The sequence below is a fragment of the Enterococcus ureasiticus genome (assembly GCF_001730285.1).
Classification (GTDB): Bacteria; Bacillota; Bacilli; order Lactobacillales; family Enterococcaceae; genus Enterococcus_L; species Enterococcus_L ureasiticus.
In genome coordinates this window covers 376013-394651 of sequence record NZ_MIJZ01000013.1, presented here as the reverse complement: position 1 = coordinate 394651, position 18639 = coordinate 376013, and the positions used below count along the sequence as shown (strand labels likewise).

At 35.6% G+C, this 18639-nt stretch carries 14 protein-coding genes; 13 read left to right on the top strand and 1 reads right to left on the bottom strand.

The window, feature by feature from the left end:
- Positions 1 to 148 precede the first annotated feature (148 nt).
- The 13 genes from BCR21_RS10305 to BCR21_RS10245 all read left to right on the top strand — a co-directional run bounded on the left by BCR21_RS10305 (position 149) and on the right by BCR21_RS10245 (position 17330).
- Positions 149 to 2095: a KUP/HAK/KT family potassium transporter gene (locus tag BCR21_RS10305; protein ID WP_167351781.1), complete on the top strand. Its 1947-nt coding sequence runs from the start codon at positions 149 to 151 to the stop codon at positions 2093 to 2095.
- A 125-nt stretch (positions 2096 to 2220) separates the two neighbouring features.
- A complete protein-coding gene (locus BCR21_RS10300) occupies positions 2221 to 3519 on the top strand; it encodes a hemolysin family protein (protein WP_069646371.1) in 1299 nt (432 codons plus the stop codon).
- A 139-nt stretch (positions 3520 to 3658) separates the two neighbouring features.
- The gene (locus BCR21_RS10295) at positions 3659 to 4576 is read left to right on the top strand and encodes an L-lactate dehydrogenase (RefSeq protein WP_069646370.1); all 918 of its coding nucleotides are present in this window, start codon (positions 3659 to 3661) and stop codon (positions 4574 to 4576) included.
- Between the two features lie 39 nt (positions 4577 to 4615).
- Positions 4616 to 5341: an epoxyqueuosine reductase QueH gene (locus BCR21_RS10290; RefSeq protein ID WP_069646369.1), complete on the top strand. Its 726-nt coding sequence runs from the start codon at positions 4616 to 4618 to the stop codon at positions 5339 to 5341.
- A 234-nt stretch (positions 5342 to 5575) separates the two neighbouring features.
- A complete protein-coding gene (metE, locus tag BCR21_RS10285; protein WP_069646368.1) occupies positions 5576 to 7840 on the top strand; it encodes a 5-methyltetrahydropteroyltriglutamate--homocysteine S-methyltransferase in 2265 nt (754 codons plus the stop codon).
- Complete coding sequence (gene metF, locus BCR21_RS10280) at positions 7841 to 8704, top strand: methylenetetrahydrofolate reductase [NAD(P)H] (RefSeq protein WP_069646367.1); 864 nt, start codon at positions 7841 to 7843, stop codon at positions 8702 to 8704.
- A 512-nt stretch (positions 8705 to 9216) separates the two neighbouring features.
- A complete protein-coding gene (locus tag BCR21_RS10275) occupies positions 9217 to 10122 on the top strand; it encodes a signal peptidase I (protein WP_069646366.1) in 906 nt (301 codons plus the stop codon).
- 72 nt (positions 10123 to 10194) lie between these two features.
- On the top strand, positions 10195 to 11442 hold the full coding sequence (locus tag BCR21_RS10270) for a hypothetical protein (RefSeq protein ID WP_069646365.1): 1248 nt from the start codon (positions 10195 to 10197) through the stop codon (positions 11440 to 11442).
- Positions 11443 to 11487: 45 nt separating this feature from the next.
- Positions 11488 to 12222: an LPXTG cell wall anchor domain-containing protein gene (locus BCR21_RS10265; RefSeq protein ID WP_069646364.1), complete on the top strand. Its 735-nt coding sequence runs from the start codon at positions 11488 to 11490 to the stop codon at positions 12220 to 12222.
- 16 nt (positions 12223 to 12238) lie between these two features.
- The gene (locus tag BCR21_RS10260) at positions 12239 to 13081 is read left to right on the top strand and encodes a BsaA family SipW-dependent biofilm matrix protein (RefSeq protein WP_069646363.1); all 843 of its coding nucleotides are present in this window, start codon (positions 12239 to 12241) and stop codon (positions 13079 to 13081) included.
- Positions 13082 to 13091: 10 nt separating this feature from the next.
- Positions 13092 to 13715 carry a hypothetical protein gene (locus BCR21_RS10255; protein WP_240488087.1) on the top strand — a complete coding sequence of 208 codons (624 nt, stop codon included), beginning with the start codon at positions 13092 to 13094 and terminating at the stop codon, positions 13713 to 13715.
- Positions 13716 to 13831: 116 nt separating this feature from the next.
- Positions 13832 to 16375, top strand: coding sequence for a hypothetical protein (locus BCR21_RS10250; protein WP_069646362.1), 2544 nt, complete (start codon positions 13832 to 13834; stop codon positions 16373 to 16375).
- 250 nt (positions 16376 to 16625) lie between these two features.
- The gene (locus BCR21_RS10245; RefSeq protein WP_069646361.1) at positions 16626 to 17330 is read left to right on the top strand and encodes a recombinase family protein; all 705 of its coding nucleotides are present in this window, start codon (positions 16626 to 16628) and stop codon (positions 17328 to 17330) included.
- Positions 17331 to 17402: 72 nt separating this feature from the next.
- On the opposite strand, the gene BCR21_RS10240 is transcribed toward BCR21_RS10245, so the two are convergent.
- The gene (locus tag BCR21_RS10240) at positions 17403 to 18554 is read right to left on the bottom strand and encodes a pyridoxal phosphate-dependent aminotransferase (RefSeq protein WP_069646360.1); all 1152 of its coding nucleotides are present in this window, start codon (positions 18552 to 18554) and stop codon (positions 17403 to 17405) included.
- Positions 18555 to 18639: the final 85 nt, after the last annotated feature.

The following is an 18639-nucleotide window of genomic DNA, read 5'->3' as shown; positions in this document are numbered from 1 at the left end:
TGTTTTACTTAAAAAGTGTGAATTAGGGAAATGTTGAGTTGAGCTTGACCGAGCCTGTTCAGCTTTTAAATTGGAGGAGAATCTTGTGATAGAGAAGTCAAAAGTTTCGCATCATCAGAAATTGACCGCTGCTGGTCTTTTAGTAGCAATGGGGGTCGTTTATGGAGATATCGGAACAAGTCCGCTTTATGTAATGAAAGCGATCGTTGGAGATAACGGTGGTCTTCAAAATGTTTCAGAAAATTTCATTATTGGTGCGGTATCATTGATCTTTTGGACATTAACGATTTTAACAACAATCAAATATGTTGTGATTGCTTTGAATGCGGATAATCATGGTGAAGGTGGAATTTTTTCTTTATACACGCTTGTTCGTAAAAAAGGGAAGTACTTAATCATTCCGGCGATGATCGGAGGAGCAGCCTTACTTGCAGATGGTGTTTTGACACCAGCTGTAACAGTCACGACAGCAATTGAAGGGTTACGGGGAATTCCGGTTTTCTTTGATCGATTTGGCAGTGATCAAAACATTATTGTGATGATTACCTTAGTTATTATTCTTATTTTATTTTCTGTTCAACGATTTGGGACAGATGCGGTCGGAAAAGCATTTGGACCTATCATGTTTGCTTGGTTTACATTCTTAGGTGTGATGGGGTTAATCAATTTTGGGCAAGACTGGACGGTTCTTCGTGCATTGAATCCTTATTATGCGATTCATCTTTTGCTTAGTCCTGAAAATAAACTAGGGATCTTTGTTCTAGGAAATGTCTTTCTAGCAACAACGGGTGCAGAAGCGCTGTATTCTGACTTAGGTCACGTTGGTAAACACAATATTCGTGCCAGCTGGCCGTATATCAAAGTTTGTTTAATTCTCAACTATTTAGGACAAGCAGCGTGGATTTTGAGTGCCAAAAATGATCCATCTATTTTAGCAATTGAAAACCTAAACCCATTTTTCCAAATGATGCCAAATAGCATTATGTTGATAGGGGTTGTTTTCGCAACAGTAGCGGCAGTAATTGCATCTCAAGCATTGATTTCAGGTTCATTTACATTAGTTTCAGAAGCAATTAAATTGAAACTATTACCAAGACTGAAAATTATCTATCCAGGTGCGAATATCGGTCAAATGTATATTCCAGCAGTCAATATGATGTTATGGCTTGTGTGTTCATTGATTGTGGTCACCTTTAGAACATCTACGCATATGGAAGCAGCATATGGTCTTTCAATCACTGTGACAATGCTGATGACAACTATTTTATTGATGTTTTATCTATTGCAAAAAGGCGCACCGAAATGGGTTGCGTATCTTGTTACCTTATTCTTTGGGAGTATCGAATCGATTTTCTTTGTGTCAAGTATTGCGAAATTCTTCCATGGTGGTTATGTTGCCGTTGGGATTGCTTTGTTGATTCTAGCTGTGATGACAATTTGGGAATGGGGCAATATTATCAAAGAGAAAACATCTGATACCGTTCCGCTTAAGCAATATGTTGAACAATTACGGATGTTGAAAGATGATACAACTGTTCCAAAATCCCAAACCAATGTCGTTTTCATGACACCAGATACGATTGGGGATGAAATCGGCCGCCAAATTATTTATTCAATTTTAGATAAGCAACCGAAAAGAGCCAATGTTTACTGGTTTGTAAACGTTGAAGTAACCGATGAACCATTTACGAAAGAATATACTGTAGATATGATGGGTACAGATTTTATCGTACAAGTTCAACTTTATCTTGGTTTTCATGTGGCGCAAGAGGTCAATGTTTATATTCGTCAAATCGTTTATGATTTAATGAAAGAAGGTCGTTTACCGAAACAGCCGCAGAAATATTCATTGACACCAGGTCGTGAAGTCGGGGATTTCCAATTTATTATTATTCGTGAAGAGCTATCCAAGGTAACAGAGTTGAAGAAATGGGATCGTCAAATCATGCAATTGAAATTGGCTATCAAAAAAAGAACGACCACACCAGAAAATTGGTTTGGTCTGGAGTATAGTGAAGTGAAATACGAATCTGTTCCGTTGATTATTGGTGATACGCGTAAGACGCGATTAAGAGAACGAAAAGTTTTATCATAAAGATCAAAATCTCTAAGACGGTTTGGAAGTCTTAGAGATTTTTGTTTTAACTCGATAGCTCCTATTCGCGCTATTTTGAAAGGACAAGTATAATAAATAGATAGAAGAAAAATGAGGTGTAAAATATGCTTGCAATAAATTTTTTCATATTATTTTTAATGATTGCAATTACGGCATTTTTTGTAGCGAGTGAGTTTGCTTTAGTAAAAATTCGTATGTCTAGATTAGAGCAATTAAAAAAAGATAATGTTAAGAACGCAGAGCTAGCGATCCATGTGACCCATCATTTGGATGCGTATTTATCTGCCAGTCAATTAGGTATAACGTTAACAGGACTGATTATTGGGTGGGTCGGTGAAGGTTCAGTAGCGACTTTATTACATCCGTTGATAGGGAATCTCCCGATAAGCACTGCGCTTAGTCGGACGATTTCAGTAATTTTAGGGTTTGCCATTGTGACTTATGTAGATGTTGTTGTTGGTGAATTACTACCAAAAAGTTATAGTATTGCTCAAACTGAAAAAGTTGTTTTAGCCATCGTTAAACCTTTGCATTATTTTTACAAAGCGATGTATCCTTTTATTTGGTTACTAAACCATTCTGCAGCGAAACTAGGAAAATTATTAGGGATAAAATTAGTTTCAGAAGGCGAAGAAACATTAACACAGGAAGAATTGTTATATGTAGCGGTTGATTCCTATAAAAAAGGGGAACTGACCAAAGAAGAATATTATTATATGGAAAATGTGTTTGAATTTGATGATACTCTTGCAAAAGAAATTCAGGTCGACCGAACAACAATGGAAGTTTTTGAAGCAGATGAAACGGTGGAACAAGCTATCCAACATTCTTTAAGACGTGGACATTCCCGCTATCCGGTGATCGAAGAGTCCAAAGACAATGTATTGGGGTATGTGACATTGCCAGCTTTAATCAAGGAGTCATTTATCAACAATCAAAGAAAAGTCAGTGAATTGGTTGAAGAACCGATTATTACGTTAGCTACTATTCCAATCAAAAGTTTGTTAACAATGATGCGAAAAGAAGGAAAGCACATTGCGATTTTAAAAGACGAATACGGTGGAACGACAGGAATGGTCACAATCGAGGATATCTTAGAAGAACTGGTCGGGGATATCAGAGACGAAACAGATTTGGAAAATGCTATGATTGCAAAAGAATCAGATAATTCATATATCGTTTCTGGAAAAATTACACTTGATGATTTTGAGCGTTACTTTAAAGTTAAGATCCCAACGTTTGAAAATTCTGAAATGTCTACATTAGCAGGTTTTATCGTGGAACAAAAAAACAATCAAATCGCTGTAGGCGATCAAATCAAAATCGACCATTTTACATTTGAAGTGATGGATTATGAACATGCCCATATCGATTATTTTAAGGTAACAAAAGCAGCTGAATAAAAAGAGTAAAGCACGAAGAAAATTACCATTTCTTTGTGCTTTTTTATTACGTACGCCCCTACAATAAAGCTAAAAAGATGATTGACGTAAAGTCTTTATTCAGCTAGGATTAAAGAAAAGCGAAATAGGAAGTGTTTGAATGCGTAAAGTAGGGATCATAGGTTTAGGGCATGTTGGTGCAACGCTTGCGTATAGATTAGTCACTGAAAACTTAGTTGACGAGCTAGTTTTGATCGACAAAAATGAAAAGCTCGCAGTTTCTGAAGAATATGATTTACTAGATGCACAAGTCTTTTTGACTGGTAAAAGTAAAATTATCATTCAGGATTATCAAGCATTAAAAGATGCATCTATCATCGTTTTCTGTGCAGGGCAAATCAGTGCGTTAGGTGACGATGGCGATCGCTTCAGGGAACTTGATATCACCAGTAAAATCGTAGAAGAAATCGCTCCTAAAATCAAACATTCTGGCTTTGATGGCATTGTCTTAACAATCACGAATCCATGTGATGTGATTGCAACGTACATGCAAGAATTAACAGGTTTTGAACCAAATAAAGTCTTTGGAACTGGTACGATGCTAGATACTGCTCGTATGAAACAAGCTGTAGGGCGTAAGTTAGCGATTGATAGCCGTAATATTGGCGGCTATGTTTACGGCGAACATGGGGATTCTCAGTTTGTTGCTTGGTCGACTGTGACCGCTGGAGATCGACCGCTATTGACTTGGAACAAGGAACTTGATTTAGCAGAGCTGGATGAGGATGTTCGCGCTGGTGGCTGGAAGGCCTTTGCTGGTAAAGGGTATACAAGTTATGGAATCGCAACTTGTGGGGCTCAACTGATTCAAATGATTTTAAATGACTCAAAATCAGTCGTATCTGTTTCGGCATATAACAAACAAGCGGATGCCTATTATGGACAACCTGTTGTGATCGGGAAAAACGGAATAGAATCATTTGTTGATTGCCAGCTAACTGAAAAAGAAAAAGACTCTTTAACAAGCTCTATTCAAATCATCAAAAACGGGCTAACATATTTGCCATATAAACAGTAAAATAAACGATATCTTTCTATTAATAACGGAGGCAATTTAGTGATAAATTTAACAGAAATAACGGAGAAAATGTCTCCAAATCAAAAAATAAATTATGATCGTGTCCTACAAAAAGTTATTACAGAATGGGAAAAATCGGATATACGTCCAACCATTTTGCTTCACAGTTGTTGTGCGCCTTGTAGTACCTATTCACTTGAATACCTGACACAATATGCGGATGTCACGATTTTCTTTGCCAATTCAAATATTCATCCAAGAGCAGAATACCAACGCCGTGAAATCGTACAACAGAAATTTGTAGAGGATTTTAATGAGCAAACTAATAATCAGGTTCAATTTTTAGCTGCTCCGTATGAACCAAATAAATTCATCCAAATGGTGCGGGAAAAAGAGCTGACAGAAGAGCCTGAGGGGGGCAAGCGTTGTTCAGCTTGTTTTCAAATGCGCCTGGATATCGTTGCGGAAAAAGCGCAAGAATTAGGTTATGATTACTTTGGGAGTGCATTGACGCTATCTCCGAAGAAAAATAGTCAATTGATCAATGAAATCGGGATAGATATTCAAAAATTTTACGCAACTAACTATTTACCCAGTGATTTTAAAAAAAATAATGGGTATAAACGTTCAATCGAGCTGTGTAAAGAATACGATGTTTATCGTCAATGCTATTGCGGTTGTATGTTTGCGGCAACGAAACAAGGTGTTGATTTAAAAGTGGTGAATAAAGAAGCGAAAGAATTTTTAACGGAACAAGAAAAATAGTTAAATAAGACGATGTTGGGGTGGAAGTGTGAGTTGTTTCTGGCCCTATCCTTTATCTAGATTTCATGTGAGTGGGATATGACTCAAAGAGTTATATCCCACTCACATTTTTTGATGCAAAGACTCATTTTAGTATATAGCTTAAAACTATATTAAACGATAGAAAATAAGTGTTATTCTATATTTCTTTCTCGTGGTAAAGTAGTTGAAATACCTTATTGAAGGAGGAAAAGTATGAAAACATCGATTGTCGGGTTCCCTAGGGTGGGAGAGTTAAGAGAATTAAAATTTGCAACAGAAAAATATTTTAGAAAAGAAATAACAGCAGAAGAATTAGAAAAAAAGGGAAAAGAATTGCGCACTAAACATTGGCAATTGTTAGTCGATCAGGGAATCGATTTTATTCCAAGCGGTGATTTTTCATTTTTCGATGCAACGTTAGATACCGCAGTTTTATTGAATATTGTGCCGGAAAAATATCAAGCGTTACAATTATCACCTTTAGAAACTTATTTTGCATTAGCTAGAGGATATCAAGGAGAAGCGGGCGATGTTACAGCTTTGGCAATGAAAAAATGGTTTAACACCAATTATCATTATATGGTTCCTGAAATCGATGACGAGACAGAGCTTAAGCTTGTTGGAGATAAACTTTTTACCAACTTTAATGAGGCTAAAGCAGCGGGCATCATTACTCGTCCAACTATAATAGGTCCATTTACCTTATTGAAATTAGCTACTTACCACGGGTCAAAACAAGCCGATGATTTTTATGAAGCTGCGATTGCGGCCTATGCACAGATTTTTGACCAGTTAGCTGAACTAGGTTGTGAATGGCTTCAAATCGATGAACCAGCTTTAGTTTTAGATTTGTCACCTGCTGAAGTGCAACAATTTAAAGGCTTGTATCAAACGTTATTAGCTAAAAAAGGAAACTTAAATATATTAGTACAAACGTATTTCGGAGACGTTCGAGATGCCTATCAGGAATTGATCGCATTACCTTTTGATGGAATTGGGTTAGATTTTGTTGAAGGGAGAAAAACAGTAGAATTACTTCAAGAATACGGATTTCCAAATGATAAATTATTATTTGCAGGGGTCGTAAACGGAAAAAACATCTGGAAGAATAACTATCAAGAAACCTTAACACTACTTGAAAAAATTCAATCATTTGGCGATATTGTGTTAAATACATCTTGTTCATTGCTTCATGTACCATTTACACTTGCCAATGAATCAGTATTAGCAAAAGAAGTAACCGACCATTTTGCTTTTGCTGTAGAAAAATTAGCTGAATTAAATGATCTAAAGAAAATAGTTACGGATAAAGAAGGCAATCAACGCTTGTTGGACACTAACATTGCATTATTCGGGCAACAACGCTTTTCAAGAAATGAACAAGTAGCAAAGCAAGTAGAAGCTTTGTCTGAGAAAGATTTTGTCCGTCAACCAGCATTGTCAGAACGTGCAATTGTTCAAAAAGATAAATTAAAACTACCGATTCTACCAACGACTACGATTGGTTCGTTCCCGCAAACCAAAGAAGTCAAACAAAATCGGGCTAAATTTAAAAAAGGTGAAATCAGCGAAACAGAATATACTATTTTTAACCAAGAAAAAATTGCAGAATGCATCACATTTCAAGAAAAAATTGGTTTAGATGTTTTAGTTCACGGTGAATTTGAACGCAATGACATGGTGGAGTATTTTGGTGAAAGTTTGGCTGGCTATTTGTTTACTGAAAAAGCCTGGGTTCAATCTTACGGAACACGCTGTGTGAAACCGCCAATCATCTGGGGAGATGTTTCACGCTCAAATCCAATTACAGTAGCATACTCTAAATATGCCCAAACGTTAACGGAAAAACCAATGAAAGGCATGTTAACGGGACCTGTCACGATTTTGAACTGGTCGTTCCCGCGTGAAGATATCAGTTTAAGAGAGTCAACACTTCAATTGGCATTAGCGATTCAAGAAGAAGTATTGGATTTAGAAGCCAACGGAATTGAAATCATTCAAATCGACGAAGCAGCTTTGCGGGAAAAGCTACCATTACGCCAAACCGATTGGCATTCTGAATATCTAGACTGGGCGATACCCGCCTTCCGTCTTGTTCATAGCAAAGTACGACCGACGACTCAAATTCATACACATATGTGTTATAGCGAATTTGCAGATATTATTCAAGATATCGATAATATGGATGCAGATGTTATTTCATTTGAAGCTTCTCGCTCAAATTTAGATATTTTAGATGCACTAAAAGCCATCGACTTTCAAACTCAAGTTGGACCAGGTGTATATGATATTCATTCGCCACGTGTTCCGTCAATAGAAGAAATCGAAGCAACGATCCACAATATTTTAAACAAATTACCGATCGAAAAAATTTGGGTCAATCCTGACTGTGGTCTGAAAACACGAGGAGTACCAGAAACAGAAGCTAGTTTGAAAAATTTAGTACTTGCAGCAAAAAAGGTACGTGGAGGGATTTAAATGAGAACGGATACCTTGTTCAAAGAAAAGACCGTCTTTTCCTATGAAATTTTTCCGCCAAGACGAACAGCGCCGATCGATACGATCTATCATACGCTGGATCGTTTGAAAGGACAACAACCTGATTTTATTAGTGTGACGTTGGGTGCTGGCGGAACAGGAGCGAACTTTAGTACTGCAGATATTGCTCAGAAAATTCAAGAGGAACAATTTTTGCCAAGTGTAGCGCATTTGCCAGCAGTGAATTTTTCAAAAGACGAGATTCTTGTTATTTTGGAGGAACTAAAACAAAAAAAAGTCGAAAATATTTTAGCTTTAAGAGGAGATCTTTTACCTGACAAAGAACCGAAGAAAGATTTTGTTTATGCAAATGATCTGGTCGCATTTATCCAAGAACAAGGAGATTTCAACATTATCGGTGCGTGCTATCCGGAAACTCACGGAGATGCAGAAAGCTCCGTTGAAGATATTCGAAACTTGAAGCGCAAAGTTGATTCGGGGACGAATCAGTTAATCACTCAGTTATTTTTTGATAATAACTATTTTTATACGTTTAAAGAAAAGTGTGCTATTGCCGATATTAATGTACCGATTCAAGCCGGTATTATGCCTGTAGTCAATAAAAAGCAAATCGAGCGCATGGTAAAAATGTCTAATGTGACCTTGCCGACAAAATTTTTAAAAATGATGGAACGTTATGAGCATAATCCAGAAGCGATTCGGGATGCAGGTATTGCTTATGCTATCAATCAAATTGTTGATTTGGTTGCCCAAGGGGCGGATGGAATCCATTTATATACGATGAATAATCCTTATGTAGCACAAAAAATTAGAGAAGCAACGCGTAGCTTATTTAGTGCTTAGCTTGGAAATATGAAATTGAAAAAACTGTACGATTCAATTGTCTTAGGATAGATTGATTTGTACAGTTTTTTTTATTGTGTCGATATTTTTATTTTTTATTATTTATATTCAGATTTTCGTGTGTGAAATTCTTTTTTTTTTGAATTTATAAAATAACAAGAGAATGTTTTTGTTTTTGAAAATATGTTTATTGTTTTTTTTTGCATTTTGCAAAATCTGTTTTTTTATTTTTTTATGATGTGAATCCGCTATATATAAAAACCCTTATAAATAAGGGTTTTTATTATAATTTTCACCTATAAAATGATTTTTTTGTGTTTTAGATTTTCTATTTACTCATTTAGTAAAAAATGTTACGAAGAATATTACGTATCTTATTGACATAAAAAATAACAATGGGTATAGTTTATGTAGATGATAAAAAAATTATTTCAGTATATTTTTTATTTATTTATGAAAGTATCGTATTTTAAGTAATTAAGAATAGCTAACGAAATGAAAGGAGCTTGTGTATGCCGAGAGAAACGCCTGTCCGAAAGTATGCGCGTACTAAAGACGAAAAGGCTAGGCAGAGTACTCCAAAAAAGCGGTCACGTACGTATACAGAATCTAAAAGACTGCATTCAGAAAAGGAAAGAGTGGAACATCGGAGGAAAAGACCAAGACCTCGATCAACAGCACGAAGCGATCGAAGTGAGTTCATAGAAAATCCTAGATTTTCTGAATATAAGGAAACTCCTCGTCATCCAAGACCTCATCGAACAGTTCAAGAACGAAGAATGAGGGAGAACTATAGAGGAAGAAATCAAAAGCAAGCTACTAAAAGTCCAGGCTTCTTGGTATTTTCTTACCTAGGTAATTTGGTATTTTATGGGGTTATAATCGGAATCATTTTGATGTCGGTAATGTTCTCATTTAGTTCAAAGTCGACAGCATCAATTTTTGGTTATCGATTTTATACAGTTCTAACTAATTCCATGGTGCCACAAAAAAATGGACCTAAAGGCGGTTTTTATGCTGGGGATATTGTTATCGTCAAACTGACGGATGGTAATAAGGTCAAAAAAGATGATATCGTCACATTTGCTGTTGGGGATGGCTCACGCTATTTGACTCACAGAATGGTAGAACGTAAAGAAGAGTTAAATGGAGAAAAAGGAGATTACCTTATTACAAAAGGTGATGCTAATAAAAGTAATGACCCGCCGATAACAGCAGATCGTGTACTGGGGAAAGTAGTTTTTGCAGTTCCAAAAGTAGGGAGCATTATAGAATTTGCTCGGGAAGAATTTTGGGCTTGTCTAGTTTGTATTTTATCATTATATGGCTTTTTCTTAGTGCTTAAAGCCTATCTATTTTCGTCAAAAGAAGAACCAGTTGGGAGAAAAAGTAGAAGACGCCCAGCATATGAACGGTGATATTACCACTTTACCTTATCTAACAAGGAAAGTGAGAATATATATATTATTTTTATAGGAGGATTATTGAAAATGAAGAAGAACAAAAAGAAAAAGTTGGTAGCCGCAGCGTGCTTAGCATTATTAGCCGCAGCTGCAGGTACTTTCGCATGGATCAATTCTCAAGATCAACGAATTAACCGTGTGAAAACTGCCGCAATCAAAGATGGTAGTGTCAGTGTAGAAGAAAATTGGAATCCAAAACCAATCGTTCCAGGTACAGATGCAACTAAAGAAGTAGCTGTTACAAATTCAGGTAATACCCCAGTCTTTGTTCGTGTTTCATATGAAGAAGTTTTAAAACATTTGACAGAAAAAGGGGCTGTGACGAATCGATCTACAAGTTGGAAAGTCAATGAAAAACCAACTTTATCCGATGATATCCCTGTCGAATACGATGGAGAAAAGTATACCGATAACGGAAGTGGCTACGTGGATGTAACGACTAAAGTAAAAGATAGCGCTGCAGCTGCTTTGCCAACGGGTGTAAAAGTTTATGCAAAAGGTTCTGTTACGAAAGATCCAGTGACGGGTGATGAAAATACAACATTCAGTTATTCAGCATTCTTTGAATATGCAACTGGTAAATATCAGGCTATGGAATCAGAAGTATCTGTGGCGAATGGCAACACTGTTGGTGCAAAAATCGAAGATTGGAACTTTGTGATGTCTAAAGCTGAATATTTAGTTTACAAAGGTGGATATAGCAATACGGCAACTAACTGGGCCGCATCTTCTTTAGAAGGAGCTTCAACAGAAGCAACTGCAGCCAAAGCTTCTCTTTTAGGTAGCGCAGGTAAAAAATATGACGTGGATTATAACTACACGCTTGCAGGTTTAGGTTTAAGTACACTTCCGGCACCAACTCCAGCAACAGCAGCTGATCAAGTTCCAGTTGCAAATGCAGAGAAAAAAGGTGTTCAAGCAGATAAAGCAGCATTAGGTGTTAGTGGAATCAAAGTAGAATATGGCGCGGATATGATCACAACTGCCGCACTAGCTAAAGATAAATGGGCTTACAATAAAGAGGATGGCTATTTCTATTTCACAAGTCCAGTTGTTTCAGGTGCTACAACACCACAGTTATTGAAAAAACTAATATTTACAAATGATATAGGAACAGAATATACAAATGCAACATATGATTTGATTGTAAAAATGGAAGCTATTCAAGCGACTAAAGAAGCGCTAACTGATAGTACTGGTTGGAACTTAAATGGAGTGGATGATTCAGAAACTAAAAAAATTACGACTTATCTAGATGGACAAGCTGCCAGCTAAGTTTAATTTCTAGTTAAGGAGGAGTAAAAGGAAGGGGAGCAAACGATGCAGCAATATCAAACGCGAAAACGTCTACTATTACTAGTTTTATACAGTTTATTAAGTTTGTATATCACTTTTACAAATGGAACGTTACTAGCTATTGCCAGTCAAACCCTTCTTCCAGGGGTGGTCATTGGCGATGAGACAGGAATATCTGCTTCATCAGAAGGAGAATACTATGTTGATTTGCCGAATGTCTTACCTGGAGAAAGTTATGAAAAAACGATTACGATTCGTGGTATGGATGTAAATGAACCATTTGAATTAGGAATCTTAGTAACCCCAGATGCAACAAAAGGAGTCATCGATTTTGATAAACTGATCACATTGACTTTGTCTATTGACGGGAAAAAATTGTATCAGGGACCTTTATTGGGAAATGGGGAATTTGATTGGAAGATTCAACCGCTGATAATAGGAACTTGTGAGTACGGTAAGGACCAAATTTTAACTGCGGTATTTGAGGTAGACAAAGACCTAACCCTTGCCGATTATAAAGAAGAAAGTCAGTTGTTGTATCACTGGACTTTTGTTGCAACCAAAAATCAGCCAAAGACGTCAGATACTAATGACAGCAGTACAGTTTCATCAGATAAATCAGAATCTAAAGGGATTCTTCCAATGACCGGTGAAGAGATCAAAAATCTGATTTATAAAACATTAGCAGGACTTTTACTGGTGCTAATTGTAATTTTATTATGGAAAAAGCGTAAAGAAGAGCAAGGAAAAGTAGAGTAGAGGAAGGTGAAGACAAATGAGTAAAGGAAAAAAAATGTTAAAAATACTCAATCAAAATAAACCTTTTTTGGCTGTGTTTTCTGTATTTTTAAGTCTATTACTTGTAGTAGGAAGTACTTACTCGTGGATTACCCATAGTGATGAAAAGATCAATCAAAGTGAACCGAATACTAAAAAGCTTTCCGCAGTGATCGATGAAGTCTTCACCCCAAATCTGCAGTGGGCACAAGGAAAAATGACTGAAAAAAAATTGCTCGTGAAAAACAACGGACAAATGCCAGCGATTGTTCGGATTTCTTTATATGAATTTTTTACTCAGTTTGAGCTTGATATGACGGATGGTATTGGTAATGGCAATCAAAAAATTGTGAGTAATTCAAGTGGATCTGACCTAACGATGGAAGATACCGCTACTTGGAAAAAAGGTAGTACATATAAGATTGCTTCTAAAAAGTACTATATAGCATCAGAGGTTTATAAAAGCGATAAAACAAATTCAAGTACAGCATATGTCTATAAAGGAACTCGATCGATCGACGGTCTTAAATACTTAACGATTCAATTTAATGATAATGACATTTATGATGAAAATAATAAACCAATGTCGGCAATACAGAATTATTGGTATTATTTCGAAGGATACTTTTATTATTCGGAAGTGTTACAGCCGAAGGAAAAAACAAAACTGCTCGTTCAAAGTATTACATTAGATAAAGGTTTACCAAACAAGTATAAGAGTTCTTTATATCAATTAGTTCCAGTTATGGATGCTCATGATGTTACAAAATCTCTATTAGAGAACTGGGAAATTCCTTCTGGTTCATATCTGGAAGGGATGTATCGTGAAAAAGTTCATTAGGAGGGAATTAATGATGAAACCAAAGAAAAAAGCTGTCTATCTTTTGTGGTTACTGCCTTTATTTTTTGTGCTGCTGCTTATTGGAAGTGCAACTGCATACGCTGCAATGATGATGAGCGATGAGAAAGCCAATCTTTTTCAAATAGGCAATCTTCAGACGAAAGTTAAAGAAATTTTCACTGAGCCTGCGACGATCAAGCCAAATGAATCTGTTATAAAGAAAGTTACGGTAGAAAATACTGGAACTGTTAATCAGTTTGTCCGGGTTATGCTTCATCCTGAAATTCGTTTAGAGAGTGGCGAGAGTACGCGATTATTGCCTTCAAAGATCGGTGAAGAGGTTCTGTTAGATTTGAATTTTACGAATTGGAAGTTCGGTGAAGATGGCTATTATTATTATCTAAACGTTTTAAAGCCAGGAGAATCTAATGCGGCAGAAAATTTGTTTACAGAGATCAAACTAAAAAATGATCTGGGACTAGAGTATCACAAAGCAGCTTTCAGCTTATTGATAAAAGTAGAAGCAATTAATTGCTCGCAATATGCTTATCGTGATGCATGGTGGCAAGGGGATACGCCTAGTAGTGGAGTGCTGCAAGCAATCGACAAACAATTAGCTGAAAAAGCAGAGTAAGGATAGGCACATGGAATAAATATTCCATGGTTGCCTATTTCAATTCAACACTCATGAAATGAGTGTTTTTAACTAAAAATCATTGATTTGATGAGTATTGAAAAGAAGGAGATCGGATGAAAAAAAAAGGACAGAAAAATAAGCTGAAAAAAAATAAAAAATGGCTACTTTCATTAGTAATACTACTTGTCTTAATAGGTGGCTATTTTTTTATAGGTAAAGACAAATTGAAAGCATCTACCGTAGTGACTAATGGCGATTTTAGGCTAACTGCAGAAAACAAATGGAATCAAGAGGATCGAAAAAATTTTGCGGCATTAGAATGGGATAAAGTAAACGGTTTGAATCAATCAGGTTATCAATTGTATCAATCTGAGGATGGTATAACTTGGAATAATCGATCTATGAAGTATGGCAAATCAATCCGAGTTTTAAATATATATCCTGAAGAACCTAAATCCAATACTTTGAAAGAGTGGATGGATGGTTTAGCTTTACAAGCTAAAGATGGGAGCAATTTGATTCAAGTTACAGCAGTGAAGATAAGTGAGTACAACGCAAATCCCAATGTCTATTTAAAAAATAGTCAAGGTGAGTATCAGTATGATGTTTTGATGTTTGGTTCTTGGGATCATAATAATCGAAAAGACTTGAGTGAAAATGGTAAAAATGAAACCCAAGCTTATATTGATAGTGGAAGAGGAGTATTATTTGGGCACGATGTGACTAACCATCCAATGTTTGCTACTTTCAATAAATTGTTAGGAACCACGTCTGTAAACCCACCCGATGCGCCATCTGATGTCCGTTTAGGTGGTCCTGAAATTCGAGTTAAAAATGATGGATTTTTGATGAAGTATCCATTTGAAATGGCTAACGAACAAACTTTAATAATTCCACCAGCACATAATAATTTACTTTCGAACAAAGCAATAGGGACAACCTGGATTATGTTTAAAGAACCTTATACATTGTTCAATAAGAATTTTTGGGAAAATGAAACTTGGACTATGGGATGGTATTTGAAAACTAATGGTAACGTAGGAATGATTCAAACTGGACATAGTAACGGAGCATCGACTGTTGATGAAAGAAAAATCATCGCAAACACACTTTATAACTTGGCTCAGGTATCATTAGATAATTTTGCAAATGACCAAACCGTTAAAGATGATGTAGCACCTGAACTGCCCAAATTGTGGATTCGTTGTGGTAAGGATGACGAGTTTAGCATTGGAATAGACGCACTTGACAATGGGAAAGAGTATCAGTGGTATGTAGAAGGAGATACTAAATCAAACGGTACTAAAAAATCAGATACTGTGAAAGAAAATATTGTAAGTAATATTGCCGGATATTTTTATGAAGTGACAGATTTAGCAACATCTAATTTAGAAAAAAAAGTAGAAGGGTATAAAGACTCGTATGGTAGGATAGATCCTATCAAATATGATTTATATGTTGCCCCACAGAACGATTCTGTAAGTTATGAAACAAGAAGCGATTTTAAATTCCTGGGAGGAAAGGATTCCAGCAAGTATATTCATGTCTTAGCAGTGGATCGTTCAAACAATATTTCTCAAGTGAATAGCAAACAAGTCAAAAGTTTACCTCAGTATGTTGATTTTAAAGTTGAACGTACTGGAGATGAAGCGAAACTAATTAATCTAAATATGGATAGTTCTTTAAATAATAGGATGGGTTCATTAGAAATCCTTACGTCTAAAAATACTGTTATCAAAAATTTCAACACCTTGATACTTCCGAAAAAATGGACTGCAAATGAAAATAGTGGAACGAACGGTTCTAATTCATATACTTTTATGATCAAAGATAAAAATGATTTGAAAACAATTGCTGACTTTATTAATACGCTATCTTTTTCAATCAATGATCCAAGTAATCAAAAAGGTGAAATTAAAATTAATTTTTATGAGAACGACAAAGATGTGTCAGCGATAAATCAGGCGACCAAAATCTGTTGGGTAGAGAACATCCCTCAAAAAATTTCATTAAAAGCATACGATGAAAATAACAATCCATTACCTTCTGGAGATTTATTATTAGATCAGAAGTTAACGATTAACAAGAAGGAAATTATTACACAAAAAAATATTGATCTATATGATTTCATTAAGTTAGTGAGTAGTAAAGGAGACCATTTTTTACCCTTGGAATGGACAATCACTAATGAATTTCAAGAAGGTCGTCTGATTTATGGGTCTCGTAAATTGACGGTTCATAGTAGACAGGTTATTCATAATCAAAATGATCAAGTTGTTTTACCTAAAAATGGTTTTGGAGTATTTGAAAGTGAGACTAGACAGGGACGAAAGAAAAAAGAATTTTCATTAACGATGAACTCAACTGGAAATAATGAGTCAAATTTTGATACTACCATTATTCGTTTTGAAAGTAATGAACCGTTATATACGTTTATCTCAAAAGTTCCGATGAATTATGAGTTGGTTGGATATGTATTGACAACTAGCAATGGACAGCATCAAATGAGTGCTAGCACACAAACACCAATTCAAGTAGATGTATCTGTTAATCCAGAAATTTGGTTGACAACGTATATAAAGCCGGTTACACAGAATCCTTCAGTGTATCATTGGGAATACAAGGAAAACAAGTTAGGCACTATTAACGTAAAATAAATAGGAGATAGGGAGGGTGTAAAATGTATTTGCTGTTAGTTGTTTTGGGGATAATCACTTTTATTCATAGCATACTACTTATTTTTGTGATTCGAAAAAACAAGGAAATAATGCATAAAATTGAGCAATTTAGTAGAAGAAAGAACTCCTCTAAAATAGCTGGGAAGCAAGTGGATTCAAAAGTAAAATAAGTAGATATATGGATGAAAATCCATATATGAAAAACAATGAAACGAGGAAGTAGATAACAATGAATTTAGGCTATGCTCGTGGAAATAAATTAAATCAGCAATTTGGTTTTTTAGAAGCTTATGAACTAGAAGAGATTTTTTCAGATGTCGATCATAACTATGAAATACTTCAAGATCCTGAGAGTGACTATCAGAGGTTGTTGAATTATACGGAACCTGGTGATTGTTTAGTAATTGCTTTTTTGGAAGTCATCTCAAGAGACTATCAGCAATTGCTTGAATTTTTGAATGAACTGGAAGATTTAGAACTAGATTTAGTTGTATTGACCTCACCAGAGTTAACGTTGAATGATTGGCGAGAAGTACTTTCATGGGTAAATCGTAATGACCAGTTACTACATCCGCGTTTAATCAAACTAAAGTTAAAGCAAGAAAAAAATCAAAATAAAGAAACGTACTCTATATTTAGTAGAGATTCAGAGGCTAAAAAATTATATCGTGATGTCATGTGGCAATTGGTTGGAAAGAGTAAACTACGAACCATTGCTAAACAAAAAGGAGTGCCCGTTGAGACGATTTATCGGATCCAGCAAGAATTTAAACGAGTTAAATTAGCAGTGATCTTAGCAGTCTGTTTCTTTTTAGCAATTGCTACAATCAAAATTACTGAGAATTTTTCAGATAATATACTGATTCAAATCGTAGTTTGTGTTGTTTCAACATTAGTTATTCTCTATAATACTTTAGCAGATAGTGAACAGTAGTAATGAATGATTGAATAAAAATAGTTTTGCTTTTTTCAGTGATATGATAGGAAAAAGCAAAACTATTTTAGGTTAAAAAGTCATTTTTTCGATTCGATCAAAGGCTTCTTTTAAAACCTCTATATCTTGTGTCGCTGCCAGACGTACATAATTATCGCCAGTTGTTTCACCAAAGGCTTTTCCAGGAATCATTAATACATTGGTTTCTTTTAAGACTTTTTCAACAAATGGGACAGAAGTTAGGCCTGTTTTAGAAATATTAATGAACGCATACATACTACCTTTGACTGGATGCAGTGAGAGAAATGGAATCTTAGCAATTCGTTGTTCTAGATATTCCAGTCTTTCTTTAAAAACAGAAACAACTGTCGGTACTAATAGTTCAAAATGGTTTAAAGCATAGATACCTGCTTGTTGAGAAGGGCTTGGCGCAGAGTACGTAATACTTTCATTGATCAATTTCGCAGCATCATTGATATAATCAGGTGCAATCATATAGCCGATACGCCAGCCGGTCATCGCAAATGCTTTTGAGAAACTACTGAACGTAATCGTATTTTCAGGAGCAAAAGTCGCCATTGGGACGAAATCATCATAGAAGCAAAAAGCCTCATACACTTCATCAGAGAGAATATAAAAATCATGTTCAATGGCTAAATCAGCAATTGCTTTAAATGTTTCAGGAGAAAAAACAGCGCCTGTTGGATTATTGGGTGAATTGATAATAATCGCTTTTGTTTTATCTGTGATAGCAGCTTTTAATACATCGATATTGATTTGAAAACCATCTTCTTCATAAGTTGGAATAAATACTGGTTGACCGCCAGCAAATAGTACTTGATCTTTATAGGGGGAAAAATATGGCTCATGAATAATTACTTCATCTTCAGGATCAAGCAACACCTGTAACGTTAGATACATACCGTGTAATGCACCAACTGTTGCACGTACTTGGCCGGGTTCAAAAGATAAGTCATATTGTTGTTGATAAAAATTCACTACGGTATCAATAAATTCTTGACTACCGCCAGATGCAGTGTATTTTGTATGACCATTTCTAACGTCTGTAAAAGCCGCTTCAATGATTCGTTCATCGGTAATCAAATCTGGATCACCAATCGATAAATCCAATAAATCAGGTACTTGTTTCGCTAATGTAGCGATGTCCATCAAGATATTCTCAGCAGGTTGCTGATGTTTTTTTGCAATATTTGAACGGTTCATGTTTTTACCTCCAATAACTTGTTGCTCTTTATTATTCTATACTATTTTTTTAAGAGGACCAAGCAAGTTTTATTGATACTTGCTT

Excerpts from the sequence above, each read along its gene's own strand:
- BCR21_RS10305 (WP_167351781.1), top strand. The coding sequence starts at position 149 with ATGGGGGTCGTTTATGGAGATATCGGAACAAGTCCGCTTTATGTAATG.
- BCR21_RS10300 (WP_069646371.1), top strand. The coding sequence starts at position 2,221 with ATGCTTGCAATAAATTTTTTCATATTATTTTTAATGATTGCAATTACG.
- BCR21_RS10295 (WP_069646370.1), top strand. The coding sequence starts at position 3,659 with ATGCGTAAAGTAGGGATCATAGGTTTAGGGCATGTTGGTGCAACGCTT.
- metE (WP_069646368.1), top strand. The coding sequence starts at position 5,576 with ATGAAAACATCGATTGTCGGGTTCCCTAGGGTGGGAGAGTTAAGAGAA.
- metF (WP_069646367.1), top strand. The coding sequence starts at position 7,841 with ATGAGAACGGATACCTTGTTCAAAGAAAAGACCGTCTTTTCCTATGAA.
- BCR21_RS10275 (WP_069646366.1), top strand. The coding sequence starts at position 9,217 with ATGCCGAGAGAAACGCCTGTCCGAAAGTATGCGCGTACTAAAGACGAA.
- BCR21_RS10270 (WP_069646365.1), top strand. The coding sequence starts at position 10,195 with ATGAAGAAGAACAAAAAGAAAAAGTTGGTAGCCGCAGCGTGCTTAGCA.
- BCR21_RS10265 (WP_069646364.1), top strand. The coding sequence starts at position 11,488 with ATGCAGCAATATCAAACGCGAAAACGTCTACTATTACTAGTTTTATAC.
- BCR21_RS10260 (WP_069646363.1), top strand. The coding sequence starts at position 12,239 with ATGAGTAAAGGAAAAAAAATGTTAAAAATACTCAATCAAAATAAACCT.
- BCR21_RS10255 (WP_240488087.1), top strand. The coding sequence starts at position 13,092 with ATGATGAAACCAAAGAAAAAAGCTGTCTATCTTTTGTGGTTACTGCCT.
- BCR21_RS10250 (WP_069646362.1), top strand. The coding sequence starts at position 13,832 with ATGAAAAAAAAAGGACAGAAAAATAAGCTGAAAAAAAATAAAAAATGG.
- BCR21_RS10245 (WP_069646361.1), top strand. The coding sequence starts at position 16,626 with ATGAATTTAGGCTATGCTCGTGGAAATAAATTAAATCAGCAATTTGGT.
- BCR21_RS10240 (WP_069646360.1), bottom strand. The coding sequence starts at position 18,554 with ATGAACCGTTCAAATATTGCAAAAAAACATCAGCAACCTGCTGAGAAT.